The sequence below is a fragment of the Neobacillus citreus genome (genome assembly GCF_018343545.2).
GTDB classification, from domain to species: Bacteria; Bacillota; Bacilli; order Bacillales; family Cytobacillaceae; genus Neobacillus; species Neobacillus citreus.
Window position 1 is genome coordinate 110981 of sequence record NZ_JAGYPE020000010.1, and the last position, 12097, is coordinate 123077.

Consider the following 12097-nt stretch of genomic DNA (forward strand, 5'->3'; position numbering starts at 1 on the left):
CCTTCCAAAGTTATTTTGCTTTCATACCGACACGATGTATATGGGTACTTACCTGAACATCATAGGTAAGATATTTATATTCCTTTTCCCATTTATCTTTGGTTTTCACCTTGTCATTCCAATAATTTGGAAGTTTCGCTCGAAAATGTTCTCCAAATCCAAACACGTCAGATTCAGCTTTTTGTGTCTTTGCGATCAATTTTCGAATAGCTTGAGCGACTCCCTTAGAAGTTTCATTTTCTATTTTCTTAATTATGCGCGAGTTTGTTAGCATAATCTTCGGACCTTGTTTTTCATCAATTTCACTTTCATAACGAATTTTGATAACGACATGTGGTTTTCCGTCCTTAAGACTAACATTTATTTTCGTTTTGCGGTTTATGGCCCTAACGATTACCATTTCATCAGTGTCCGGTACATTTACGAAGGCACCATACCCTCCTTTCCCTATACCAAGGATTGCCATGTAGATGCCAATTTCTAAAGGTGTGGTCTTTCCTGCCATCTTGTCCCCCTTGAAGTAAGCAAGACCATTCAGTTGAATATTTTCTTTACTTTTAATAGCTAAATAGGGCAAGTATGGATCCTGTCCTTTGCTTGATTGAATCGTCCAAAACAAACCAATAAAGCTGGAGGGGAATCTTCCCAAAGCTGATAAATTATCAACCATATCTGCTAAATAAAGGGATGGGACCCGCTCAAGTTCCGGAGACAGCTTCATATAGGTGGCCGCAGGCTCTTTAGAAACAACAAGGGAAGCCGTTCTTCGAATTTCCGGATTGCGCCTAAGAAAATCGTTAAATCTTAGTGTTCCTCTTTTTGCCACTTTTTCATTTAATACGATAATTCGTAAGTGACCTAAAAACAATTCATCAGCAATCTCCTGCTGAAGATTGAGCATTGCATCTTCAAAAGTATGTCCTATCACATTAACAACCAGAACAGAACTTCCTGAACCTTTTGTTTGTTCAGGACCTAATGGAATTCGACCGGGAACAGCAACTTGAGCCGTTAATTTAATAATATCTTCCTTTGGATTGGGAAATTTACTTCCTAAATGAGCAATCGCTTCTTCTTTATTCTTTTCATTTTCATCTGCTTCATCGATTCCAATTGCCAAAACATTTGCGCGTTTTTCAATTTCCTGGCTATCCCAACAGCCGCTGAGCAAAGGAATGACTAATATGGTTGCGATCAGTATTTTTATATAATCATTCCTCACGTTTTTTCTGCCTCCATCCCTTTAAAAGGTCAATTGTTAATAACAATAGCGGGTACATGATGGTTATCACTAGACCCGCTCTGCCAATCATTTGGATTACCTCATACATATGTAAGATGTTTTGAGGAAGCATGGCTAGAACAAACACAATAGGCATGATGAAATAGGAAAGAGCTTTATGGTCCTTTAACCTAAAAAGTTCTTTTATAGAATGAATAGTAAAAAAATAGCTTGAGAAAAGGGTGGTAAAAACAGCTGTTACCCAAACAGCTAAAAAAATGACATCCAGTCGCTGTAAAATATTACCTGGCACGCTCGTTGTTCTTGCCAATTCCAGAGTCGGCCAGAACAGATGTTTGATTTCTTCAGGTCCGAACACAGAGACAGTTGCAATGACAATTAATAGGTATAACCCTCCTGAAACGAATATCCCCCAAAAGCTCGCCTTAATGGCTTTTTGAGGTTTTTTCATTGCTGGAATTATCATTGTTATGATAAAAGAACCTTGTAACAAGGCAGAAATGGTCAACATTCCAGCCATCATTTCCTTAAAGTTGTTTCCAACCATCGGCCGTAAATATAGGATGTTGGCATTTTTTAGCGATAAGGCCACGACAATTAAAGCCGGAGCCAAAATCATTGGAAAATAAAAATTATGAATGTATGCAAACACATTGATATTGTTCCGGCAGCTTATACATGCAAGAGATAGCATCACGATTACGGTCACTTCCAACGGCGTTTCTCTCAATACTGCCGTTACAACAACAGCCCCAAATTCGCGTGCTGCTAGGCCAGTTAATACTAAAAAAAAGGAAATAACGAATAGGCTGCAAAATCTCCCAAGCCACTTACCTACTATATCCTCACTGTACATAATGATCGTTTTATCCGGATGACGGATTCCAAGATACGCGAGGATAAATAAGCCGATGGCCGCAAAACCAATTCCTAATAATGTGACCAATGGTGCACCTGAATCCCCTGCCCGAACGGCAAACAAAGGCAATGGAAGAACTCCTACCCCGATAATGGTACTAATTAAGATCGTTGTTGCCTGAAGTGTTGTAATCTCCTTTGGATCCCCCATTATTCGAAGCCTCCCGTTGATCGTTACCAACCTTGTTATGTTTTAATACAGTATTTTCATTTTTACCAAGTCTGGTTCGATTTGCCGAATGCAGAAACTCCGGCCTTTTTGGCATCCACCACAATGGGCTGCGGATTACAACATCCTTCATGCCTTGATAATTTTCTGGTGAGACAGGTGACATGTACGGGACGCCAAAAGATTTTAAGGACAACATATGATTAAAAATAAAGATGATCCCAATAACGACGCCATATAATCCCAAAATTGATGCCATGATCATAATCGGAAATCTAAGCATTCGTAGGGCAAAAGCAGCCGAATAGGCAGGTGTCGCAAATGAGCCAATCGTAGTTAATGCAATCACGACTACTGTAATAGGACTTGATAGCCCCGCCTCAACTGCAGCCTGACCAATGACCAAAACACCCACAATTGATAAGGCTCCGCCTACTTGTTTGGGAAGACGAACTGTTGCTTCTCGTAAAATTTCCATCGAAATTTCAATGGTTAATACTTCAATTACAGCAGGATAAGGGACACCCGCACGTCCACCCGCTACCGCTACAGCAAACTCAGTCGGCAGAAGTTCGGGGTTAAATGAAATTAGTGACACATATAAGGACGGAAAAACAAGTGAAAATACCAGAGCTAATATCCGGGCGAGCCTGACAAAGCTGCCCATTAAGAATCTTGACGAATAGTCCTCAGTTGTTTGGTAGAATTGATTAAAAACAACTGGAACTAACAAAGCAAAAGGGGAGCCATCGACAAGAATGGCGACTCTCCCTTCAATCAAATTGGCTACTGTCCGGTCAGGCCTTTCCGTAGACTGCGTTTGTGGAAATGGTGAGAAGGGGTTATCTTCAATAAATTGTTCCAAATAACCCACATCCAAAATGGCATCTATATCAATTTCAGACAGTCTTTTTTCCACTTCCTTGACGACCTTCTCATTTGCAATTCCTTTAATATAGCAAATGGCTACAGTTGATTTTGTCAAACGGCCAATTTTCATCGATTTAACTTGGAAATCAGGGGTCGGAAGACGATATCGAAGCAGCATAATATTAGTTGAGATATTTTCTATATACCCTTCCCGTGGTCCCAAAATAACCTGCTCCGTCTCCGGCTGGTCAATGGAGCGTTTTTCAATCCTCTTCGTTCCTATATGAATTGCTATAGGTATACCGTCAATTAAAACAACGGTTTCTCCGCGTAAAAGAGCTTCAATTAATTGTTCAGTATTCCTCCCAGTATCTGCAAGGCTATGATATAGAGTTTCATTCATAATGATGTCAATCAAATTATCAGGCTGTATTTTTCGCCCTAATAAATGATCAGGTAAATACATAAGTGGCTTTAAAATATCCTTATTAATGGCCTCTTGATTAACGATATTGGAAAAATAAAATAGCACCGCTTGAAATTGCCCAAAAATTTTGAATGGCTTTATGGTGAAATCGTCATTATCTCCTAAAATTCCCTTAATATATTCCTCATTTTCTCTAAGTGTACTGCTGATGGGTCTGTCACCTTGTTCCTCCTCCATTTCGCTATGAAACTTCATATATGTATTTTTTCTATTTTTATTTTTACTCTTTCGATTTTTAAATAAGGTCACTTCACCACCGCCTTACCGATAATTTTTGTCATTTTTCGGTAAATATTCCTTTCTGTCTTGCTCTGCAATAATAAATATTTTTACATATAAAAAAAGCGGTCCACTTTTTAAGTGAACCACTTACAACATTGCTTATATTAATATTGGTGTCCTTCAACATTTTTTTCGGAATTTTACACCAACATTTGAAATAGCGTACTATCCTTATTTACTTCCCTGCAGTTAAAACCTTTCGTCTTGATTCGTTCTATTAAAGGGAAATAGTCTTCTCTATCCTTCAGCTCGATTCCAACTAATGCCGGTCCGGTTTCACGGTTGTTCTTTTTCGTATATTCAAAATGGCTGATATCATCGTTTGGTCCAAGGACCTCTAATAAGAACTCCCGCAGTGCACCTGGGCGCTGTGGAAAATTAACGATAAAATAATGCTGCAGTCCTTCATAAAGCTTTGAGCGCTCCTTGATTTCCTGCATCCGGCCGATATCATTGTTCCCGCCGCTGACGATACATACAACAGTTTTACCTTTAATCTGTTCAGCATATGTATCCAATGCAGCAATAGATAAAGCACCTGTAGGCTCAACAACGATCGCATTTTCATTGTATAAAGATAAAAGCGTCGTACAAACCTTTCCTTCAGGTACAACTACGATATCATCGATAAGCTCTTTACAGATATTAAAAGTCTTCGTACCGACTGTTTTAACCGCCGCACCATCAACGAATGGGTCAATTTTATCAAGCGAGGTGACTTCCCCTTTTAAAACCGATTCCTTCATCCCAGGGGCACCTTCAGGTTCAACACCGATTAATTTAGTTTCTGGAGAAAAATGCTTCAGGTAGGTACCCACACCAGCCATTAGACCGCCGCCGCCAATTGCTCCGAATAAATAGTCGATATTTTCATGACAGTCATTTAGAAGCTCGACACCTACTGTACCTTGCCCGGCAATGACGTCATAATCATCAAACGGATGGATAAACGTTCGGTTTTCTTCGCGGCTGCATTCTATTGCTTTTTCGTAAGCATCATCAAAGGTATCGCCTACCAAAACGATTTCGACGCTGTCCTTGCCCCAAAACTTCACTTGGTTTACCTTTTGTTTTGGTGTCGTATTCGGCATAAAGATTTTCCCGCTAATGTTTAATAGGTGGCAGGAATAGGCAACCCCCTGTGCGTGGTTTCCAGCGCTTGCACAGATAATGCCATTCTCTATATCCTCGGGGCTCAACCTCTTAATACGATTGTAAGCTCCACGGATTTTAAAAGAACGGACACTCTGCATATCTTCACGTTTTAAGTAGACATGGCAGCCATAACGCTCAGACAATAAATGATTGTATTGTAGCGGAGTCGGCGAAATCACATCCTTGATGGTGTGACTAGCAATGATGATATCCTCCACATTAAATGTTTCGACCTGTTGACTCATGGTCAATTTCCCTCCTCAAGTTTGAAAAAATCTCAGCTTTTATAAACAATAAAAAACCCGTCCCCATTGGTATAGGGACGAGTTAGCTCGCGTTACCACCCTACTTCCGCAGCATCCAATAAACAACTTGCTGCGGCTCTCGATCATCCGTACATTGTAATATACGTGTTCCATTGTAACGGCGGACTTCCCGGTGCGGCTTACTGGAAATATTTCAGCAGCACATCTCAGAGATGATTTTCAGATAAGGCCTGTCATCGGCTTCCACCAACCGCCGACTCTCTTTAGACAAACAGCAAATCCTACTCTTCTCGTCATCAATTTTATAAATCAATTTTTAATAAGGTTAACACCGAAAAAAGGGTCTGTCAATATTTTTAGACTATTTATATTATTTAGACAATTATTAAAGCGCTTTCATTTCCATTTCAGGACACAGATGTCATTTTTTAAAAGACAGCTTCATTAAAAAGGACAATTACCCTATATTTCCACTAATTATGTTATAATGAAATATAAAAATATTCTGATATTTAGAGGAGAGGTAAAAATGATTATTCCCTACAATGGCAAAACCCCTTCTGTTCATGAATCTGTATTCGTCGCTCCTGGAGCTTATATCGTTGGCGATGTTACCATCGGCAAAGACTCCACCGTTTGGTTTAACGCTGTTCTACGGGCAGATGACGGTCCGATCATTATCGGAGAACGCTGCAGTATCCAGGATAATTCCACCATACATATGTTTGAATCCTGTATCATCGAGGACGATTGCACGATTGGCCATAATGCCATCCTCCACGGCTGTAAAATTGGCAGGAAGACAATCGTCGGTATGGGCTCTACCATATTGGACAATGTCGAGGTTGGCGAGGAATGTATTATTGGAGCCAATACCCTGCTGGCAGGCGGAATAAAGATTCCGCCCCGCTCCCTTGTGTTAGGTTCACCGGGAAAAGTGGTCCGCGAGCTGACCGAGAAGGACTTGCAAATGCTGCAAATGTCCAGTGCCCACTATGTCCAGAAAGGGAAAGAATTTAAGGATATATTAAAATAACATTAATAAGGGCACTTGCTTAAGCAGTGCCCTTCAGATAAAAATATAAGTTTACATAATATTATTATACTAAATATTATTGTAATGATTTAATATCCTTAATGATCTGCTCATAAGGTACATCCGTTGCACCTTCGTACTTCTGAACAACAAACCCCTTTTTGTTTACTAAATAAAACGAAGTGCTGTGCACATATTGATTTGACCCTTCTAGCTTCGCTGCCGGGGCCATAAACGACTTATTAGCAAAGCTTTCAATAAACTCCTGCTTATAGCCCGTGATTAAATCCCAGTTTGCGAAATCAGCCTGCACTCCACTCGCATATTGCTTTAGGACTGCAGGCTGATCCTGCTCTGGATCAATGCTAAAGGAGACGAGCCGGGTGTCCACACCTTCATCCGCCAATTTTCGCTGCAGCTCGGCCATATTGGCAGTCATTGGCGAACAAACCGTGTCACAGTTCGTAAACACAAAATCAGCCACCCAGACCTTACCCTTTAATTTTGATAGGCCAACTTGTTTCCCGTCTTGATTGATTCCTTCAAATCTCTCCACCTTCATGCTAAGCGGAAACTCTACCTTCTCCTTCTTTTCTTTATCCGCCGAACAAGAAGTAAGAAGCAGGACGGAAAATAATACAATTAAAAAACGTTTCATTCTCACAATCCCCTTTTGCTTAAAAAAAGTGCCGAGCATCCACTCAGCACCTTCTTTCATTTTTAGTTAATAAATTCTGTATCAATTAATGATGCAAAATCAGGCTTTTCCTTCAAGAATTTAAGCTCTACGGAAGAGTTAGCAAACTCTTGAATCACATCTTTATTGACATCAGTCGTGAAATGAATATTTTCCCAAGCAGCATCGACGACATCCTTAGCAAGGTCTTGCTTTGTAATCTCTTTAATGCTCTTAATTGTGATATCTTTTGCTTCTTCCGGGTTTTTTTCAATAAACGCAATAGCTTCATCTTGTGCTTTCACAATTTTAGCAATAACATCTTTATCATCTTTAATTTTCTTGCCGCTTGAAACTAAGATTGTGTTTGGCAGAGTTTTACCAAAAGAAATTTTAGAGCTGTCGACGATAATTTTCGCGCCGCCGTCTTTCACTAACTGTGATGCCCATGGCTCTGGAACAGCCGCGATATCCACTTTTCCGGACTCAAACATGCTTGCATACTGGGCAGGGTTACCGGTTACATGCTTCAATGTACCGCCAATCCGAGCCGAAGAGATTCCAAAATCCTGTAAAAATGTTTCCATCTGAACATCATGTGTACAGCCAACGCCTGGAGTAATAAACGTCTTTCCGTTGAAGTCTTCAACAGAATTAATGCCGCTCTTCTTGCTTGCTACAATGGCTGTACCTCCTGAAGAGGCACCTGCAAGGATTTTAACATCTGCGCCGTTTGTAAAGTTATTCATAACTGGGCCAGGTCCAACTAAACCAGCATCAATATCGCCAGTTTTAAGAGCGGTCATAAATGCTCCGCCGTCCGGGAATGTTTTGTATTCCACTGTTACATCTTTACCCAATTCTTTTTCATAATAGCCTTTCGCCTTTGCAACCATAGCCGGAGCATGATCAATGTTTGGAAAATAACCGATGACTACTTTTTTAGCAGCCTTTTCTGAACTGCCGGAACTAGCTTCTTTTGAGCCACAGCCCGCTAGCGCTCCGAATACCAATAATAGAATAATGCTGATGATAGATACCTGCTTTTTCATCTTTTTCTCCCCTTTTAATCTCTAATTGCTAGTTTCTAAACCCCAGCGGCGCATGACATTTTTTTCAACGCGCTGGAAGAAGGTAATATCAACAATCGTTCCAATGACGCCGATGATGATCATAATCGCGATAACAAGGCTCATATTGCCAAAATCGGAGGCAAATTTAAGTGTATAACCAAGCCCCGGACCGCTGCTTAAAAGTTCCCCCGCCATGAGCGCTCGCCAGGCAAATGCCCAGCCAAGTCTGGCACCCGTCACGGCGTATGGGATGGATGCCGGAAAAATAACCTTAAGGAATAAGTCTAATCCCCCTGAACCCATCGTTTGTGCGGCTTTAATATATAGAGGCGAAACGTTTTTAATCCCCATCCGCATATTGATGGTCATTACCAAGGTTGCGCCAAGAATGACGATAAACGTAACGGCTTGTTCGTTTAAGCCGAACCACATGATTGCAATCGGCAGCCAGACGATGCTCGGTACACTTTGCAGGGCCAAAATCAAAGTTCCAAGAGTCTCATCAGCGGTTTTATTTTTTGCTAAAAGAATGCCAAGACCGACACCAATTACGATGGCAAGTGACAATCCAATAGCTAAGCGCCGCAGGCTGGCAAGTATATCGTAGATTAGTGTTTTATCAGAAAAACCTTTGGCAAGTGCTTCGTAAACATCCGTTGGTGCCGGCATTAGCGCTGGTGAAATGTCAAAAATTCTTACTGCCCCCTGCCAGATGATTAAAAGCAGTGCAAAGAATATGGTGCGTTTAATTGTTTGCTGCATATGCGAGTTCCTCTTTCACAACTTTATCAATCTCGGATTGTAGTAATCCCATAATCTTTTCTTCCAATTTGCCCACCATTTGCGGATGGTTTGCGCGCGGCCTTGGGATTTTTACGTGAATATCCTCGAGAACCACTCCTGGACGCGTTCCCATCACAACAATCCGGTCTGATAGCTTAATAGATTCGCTGATGCTATGGGTGACAAATAGGATTGTTTTCCGTGTTTCAAGCCAAATTTTTTCTAACTCGGTATGCAGTCGCGAACGTGTCTGCTCATCAAGCGCACCAAACGGTTCATCCATTAAAAGGACCTTTGGATTCATTGAAAGCGCACGGGCGATTGCCACGCGCTGCTGCATTCCGCCCGATAGTTCATGCGGTGAATGCTTTGTACAGTTGCTGAGCTGCACCATTTTTAAAAATTGGTGGGCTGTTTCCCTTGCTTCCTTCTTTTTCATCTCTTTGCGGAGAGGGAACATAACATTCTCTTCCACGGTCATCCACGGGAATAGAGCAGGCTGCTGGAACACCATGCCGCGGTCTCGGCCCGGTTTGGTAATAGGCTGGCCATTCAAGAGGACCTCGCCGCTGGAGGGCTTAGTCAACCCGGCCACAATAGATAATAAGGTCGATTTCCCACAACCGGACGGCCCAAGAATCGAAACAAATTCGCCCTCTTTTATTTCCAGATTTATATCTGAAAGAACAGTACTTACCTCATTTTGATTAAGAAACTGCTTATTTACCTCATTAATGTGAAGAAACACTTCGCATCCCCACTTTCCCTATAATTCGCATTAATTTTATCGGATTTATATTGATTAAAATTTATTATAAAGGTTCTGTGGGTAAAGTCAATTATTTTTCTGCAAATTTTGCAAATTAATGATTGTGGGTTGGGTAAAAAAGGTGCAGGCTCCTCTGTATTTGTATATTTGGAAAATTCAAGGGGAAATCTACAGGAAAAAGGAGGATTCGTTGATGCAAAATGTATATCGTTTGGCAGCCAAGTTTATACCCTGCTTGATTATACTTGGGATCATTCTCGGTTTGTTTTTTGATTTTAGTTTTGGAGATGTCCTTTTGATAACGGCTGTACTGGGGATTGTCAGTTATGTAGTAGGAGATTTACTGATTCTTCGTAAAACCACCAACCTCTTGGCAACCGTGGCGGATTTTCTAGTTACCTTTTTGGTGGTGTGGTTAATGGGGCGAATGCTGACAAACGAAAATAATCTAATTTGGGCCTCGTTTATTTCAGCTGCTGCCGTGGCCTTATTTGAATACTTTTACCATGGTTTTCTTACGAATGAGAAAAACAAACAATTTACAAATACCTCGAGGCCTATCCAACAACAACCACATTTCCAAACAGAAGCTGCCGAGGAGTTTACTCCGGTAAAGCCGGACGTCAGGAGTTCGGACGAGAATAAGTAGAAATAACCTAATTCAGAGCATGGTTAACTCTTATAAAAAAAAGTCCTCATGGAACAATTCATGAGGACTTTTACCATTAGATTTACATAATATTTTTATGTGTAACCTTCTTATCTAGTCATATGTTGTTATCCCTCACTCAATTCTGCAGTCTTCGCAGGAATGAGGAAGCTTAGCACAACCGTGACCATACTTAAAATTAAGGCATAGAGAAAGACATTCTGCATGCCATTTACAATATTTGCAGTATGGTTAATAATCAACCCCATCACGGTAACGCCAATCGATGTACCGATGTTCCGCAAAAACATCTGCAACGAGGTGGATACTCCTTTAATATTGGCTTCGGCGAACTCCTGCGAAGCAATCGTGCCGACTGCAAACAATAACCCAAATGAAAAGCCCTGTACTGTCAAAATTAAAAACAAATTCGTATACGACAAATCTTTAATAAACATAAACAGTGCAAGTCCTGATAACGCAGTAATAAAACTGCCGATAATAAATAACCGTTTATAACCGAATCGGATAATCCATTTTCCAGCAGGTGTACTGCCAAACATCCAGCCGACCGCAATGCTTAATAAAATCAAGCCGCTCTTATAAATACTCATATGCGAGCCCTCTTGAAGAAACAGCGGTATATAATTAGAGGTGCCAAAAAACGATAAACAGTACACTAGCATAAATAGATTCGTCATCAGGATGCCTTTATTTTTAAAAAGGGAAACAGGTAAAAAAGGATGCGCTTCCTTTCTTTCTACCAAAATAAAAATAATCATGCCAATTATGCCCGCTATCACATACCAGATGGCGTTGCCTACATTGGTAGATAATAATAGAAGGCTGACCGAAGCCCCAAATAAAAAGAAACCTTTATAGTCAATATGAGTTTTCTTAAATTCTGTTTGCTCTTTATAAGGAAGCAAACATAATACAGTTGCTATACCAATCGGAATATTAATAAAGAAAATCCATCTCCAAGTCAGAGTCTCGACGAAAAAGGAGCCCATCACTGGCCCGACAATTGAAGAAATGGCCCAAATACTGCTGAAAACCGCTTGGATCTTGCCGCGCTTTTCAATCGTGAACAAATCTCCGACAATAATCATCGAGAGTGGAATCATGCCGCCTGCTCCCAGGCCTTGAATACCTCTATATATAACTAAGGAGACCATTGAGTTCGCCATGCCGCATAAAATGGAACCTAATGTAAAAATTCCAACCGCAATCATCAACAGATTTTTTCGTCCATACATATCCGATAATTTTCCGTACAAAGGTACGGTTACTGTACTTGCCAGCATATAGACAACAAATATCCACGCAAACAACTCCATTCCGCCAAGCTGTTTGACAATAGTAGGACTAGCTGTCTGCATAATATTGGCGTCAAGCGCCGAAATGAGGGTCGTGATGACCAGCCCCCAAAATACATATTTATTTTTCCCCATATAAACCTCCGTGAAAAAGCCAAATATAACTCTTCCTAATTTTTTACATATATATGATTTCAGACTAAACTATTATAGCAAAAGGTTTACTAATTTTTTATTTTTTAAAAAATAAGAATAATCGGCGCCGGAATATGTTGCATTAGAACCGCCCCATACCTCTCAAAAAAAAAATCAGTTCTCATGCAAATGATGCACAAACATACTAAGATTAGTAGCACAAACCAAGGCCATGGTTTGTGCTACTATTTTTTTATAGTAGAAGTG

11 protein-coding genes and 1 other annotated feature are annotated in these 12097 nt (G+C 40.6%); of the genes, 2 read left to right on the forward strand and 9 right to left on the reverse strand.

Translation table 11 applies throughout. From position 1 onward, the window contains the following. Nucleotides 1-10: 10 nt before the first annotated feature. From KHB02_RS08280 to ilvA, 4 genes are all read right to left on the reverse strand, one after another. A complete protein-coding gene (locus KHB02_RS08280; RefSeq protein WP_213140158.1) occupies nucleotides 11-1222 on the reverse strand; it encodes a Ger(x)C family spore germination protein in 1212 nt (403 codons plus the stop codon). Next, nucleotides 1212-2312: a GerAB/ArcD/ProY family transporter gene (locus KHB02_RS08285; RefSeq protein WP_213140159.1), complete on the reverse strand. Its 1101-nt coding sequence runs from the start codon at nucleotides 2310-2312 to the stop codon at nucleotides 1212-1214. Before KHB02_RS08285 ends, KHB02_RS08280 begins: the two co-directional genes overlap by 11 nt. Beyond that, a complete protein-coding gene (locus KHB02_RS08290) occupies nucleotides 2260-3864 on the reverse strand; it encodes a spore germination protein (protein WP_241113778.1) in 1605 nt (534 codons plus the stop codon). The genes KHB02_RS08285 and KHB02_RS08290 overlap by 53 nt, the downstream gene beginning before the upstream one ends. 245 nt (nucleotides 3865-4109) lie before the next feature. Next, entirely contained in the window at nucleotides 4110-5369 is a 1260-nt protein-coding gene (ilvA, locus tag KHB02_RS08295; RefSeq protein ID WP_213140160.1) for a threonine ammonia-lyase IlvA, read from the reverse strand. Between the two features lie 70 nt (nucleotides 5370-5439). Next, nucleotides 5440-5696 (reverse strand) — a binding site (T-box leader). Nucleotides 5697-5919: 223 nt separating this feature from the next. On the opposite strand from ilvA, the gene KHB02_RS08300 reads away from it, so the two are divergent. Continuing rightward, nucleotides 5920-6426 (forward strand): gamma carbonic anhydrase family protein, encoded by a 507-nt coding sequence (locus KHB02_RS08300; protein WP_213140161.1) that lies wholly within the window; start codon nucleotides 5920-5922, stop codon nucleotides 6424-6426. 76 nt (nucleotides 6427-6502) lie between these two features. Here KHB02_RS08300 and KHB02_RS08305 read toward each other — a convergent pair whose 3' ends face one another. The 4 genes from KHB02_RS08305 to KHB02_RS08320 form a co-directional block, all read right to left on the reverse strand. Further along, nucleotides 6503-7084 (reverse strand): SCO family protein, encoded by a 582-nt coding sequence (locus KHB02_RS08305; RefSeq protein ID WP_213140162.1) that lies wholly within the window; start codon nucleotides 7082-7084, stop codon nucleotides 6503-6505. 62 nt (nucleotides 7085-7146) lie between these two features. Then, a complete protein-coding gene (locus tag KHB02_RS08310) occupies nucleotides 7147-8154 on the reverse strand; it encodes an ABC transporter substrate-binding protein (protein WP_213140163.1) in 1008 nt (335 codons plus the stop codon). A 21-nt stretch (nucleotides 8155-8175) separates the two neighbouring features. Next, nucleotides 8176-8937 carry an ABC transporter permease gene (locus tag KHB02_RS08315; protein ID WP_213140164.1) on the reverse strand — a complete coding sequence of 254 codons (762 nt, stop codon included), beginning with the start codon at nucleotides 8935-8937 and terminating at the stop codon, nucleotides 8176-8178. After that, complete coding sequence (locus KHB02_RS08320; RefSeq protein ID WP_213140165.1) at nucleotides 8921-9706, reverse strand: ABC transporter ATP-binding protein; 786 nt, start codon at nucleotides 9704-9706, stop codon at nucleotides 8921-8923. Before KHB02_RS08320 ends, KHB02_RS08315 begins: the two co-directional genes overlap by 17 nt. A 214-nt stretch (nucleotides 9707-9920) precedes the next feature. Between KHB02_RS08320 and KHB02_RS08325 the strand changes: the two genes are divergently transcribed. Then, nucleotides 9921-10376 (forward strand): YndM family protein, encoded by a 456-nt coding sequence (locus KHB02_RS08325; protein ID WP_213140166.1) that lies wholly within the window; start codon nucleotides 9921-9923, stop codon nucleotides 10374-10376. A gap of 128 nt (nucleotides 10377-10504) precedes the next feature. On the opposite strand, the gene KHB02_RS08330 is transcribed toward KHB02_RS08325, so the two are convergent. After that, nucleotides 10505-11830, reverse strand: coding sequence for an MDR family MFS transporter (locus tag KHB02_RS08330; protein ID WP_213140167.1), 1326 nt, complete (start codon nucleotides 11828-11830; stop codon nucleotides 10505-10507). Nucleotides 11831-12097 lie beyond the last annotated feature (267 nt).